Origin of the sequence: Erwinia typographi (assembly GCF_000773975.1) — a bacterium.
In the GTDB taxonomy this organism is placed as follows: Bacteria; Pseudomonadota; Gammaproteobacteria; order Enterobacterales; family Enterobacteriaceae; genus Erwinia; species Erwinia typographi.
Genome location: NZ_JRUQ01000010.1, coordinates 1 through 1,431, shown reverse-complemented (window position 1 = coordinate 1,431; position 1,431 = coordinate 1). Strand labels below are relative to the sequence as shown.

Below are 1,431 nucleotides of genomic sequence, written 5' to 3'. Positions count from 1 at the left end.
CTCAGCCGCTGCAGGGATCTCCACGGTAATGCCTGTCGTCACCGCCGCCGGGTCAACCGTCATCGCGGAACTGTCCGCCTCCGCGACTGTAGGGGCCTCGAGGGAAATAGTTGCGATTGAGCCGAATGATTTACTCATATACTTATTCCTATGTCTCTGCCAGAGATTAAACAGCCCTTTATTGTATCTCGCCATAAAATTCTATGAGCGACAGGTCAGCACGATGGATATATGTTTTTAATAAAAAACCAGCATTCAGGAAACTTCATTTATGAACACCAATCATTAAATTTAACACCAAACATGATGTTATTGATAGTTAATCGCACACCCGACCCAACCAATCTTAATGAATATCATTTAACTCGACTTACTTGCGAAAATTGATACTCCCCCCCATTAACACCTACTGCATAATTATATAACAGATACCCATATTCGTTCGTTTCAAGCCAAGAAGAATCCACATGAAAAATTATTTTTTTAGTTTTTTCATCACCTTCGGCCAGAGGAGTATCATTCGTATATTTGCCAACAACCCGAACTTCAACCATATCTTCGGAACTCATTCCTGTATAAGTTACAGTCACAGTCTTCAAATCATCACTGACATCGGGAGCTTTAAGGTCAAGTGATTGACCTTCGACATCCAGATACAATGTGGAAGATTTTATTTCGCTACTGCTCCCGGATTTTTTTACCGTAAAATACACGGACGCTTTATAACCTATTGTGTCAATGAATTCCATCCGCGGTATAGGGATGTCAATATCACCAATCACAGAAACAGTGGTTATGTTACTTCCATAAGTATAGGCACGCCCTACCCAGTAAATTTTAACTGTATCACCCGATGCCATTCCCCGATATGAAGGAACTTTGATCGTAAGACTGTCAAGTCTGTAATAATCAACCTGCTGTAAAAGCGTTCCATTTTTCCCTGTTGCCTCCACAGCAACAGGAACTACATTTGAAATATCTTCACCGCTATGCCCGATTTCATATAAAGCGGATGCGGATTTCACTCCAGCGACGGTGTACCAGACCGTCACGGCATCGCCGTCCGCCTCATCCGCCAGCGTCTCCTTCACAACCAGCGACAGCGCCTTTCCGGCCTCCGCCGCCGTCACCGTGTGGTCCGCCGTGGTGGTGGTGCCGTCAGCGGCCGTACTCACCGACGCTGACACGGTGTCTCCTGTTACAAGGTTCGCCGAGGCCGGGATAATCACGGTGATACCCCCGGTCACATCGGCCGGGTCAATCGTCATGGCCGAATCGTTAGCCTCCGCCACCGTCGGGGCCGGCAGGGAAGCCGTGATGCTGACGGTATAGTCCGCCTTGTCCGACGTGCTCCCGCTGACGGTGTACCACACCGTCACGGCATCGCCGTCCGCCTCATCCGCCAGCGTCTCCTTCACAACCAGCGACAGC

The 1,431-nt window shown here is 48.4% G+C and carries 1 protein-coding gene; it reads right to left on the bottom strand.

Features of this window, described 5'->3' with window-relative positions; translation table 11 throughout:
* Nucleotides 1–356: 356 nt before the first annotated feature.
* Nucleotides 357–1,431 (bottom strand): hypothetical protein (locus NG99_RS29635; protein WP_034888149.1); only part of this gene is annotated, 1,075 nt, incomplete at its 5' end.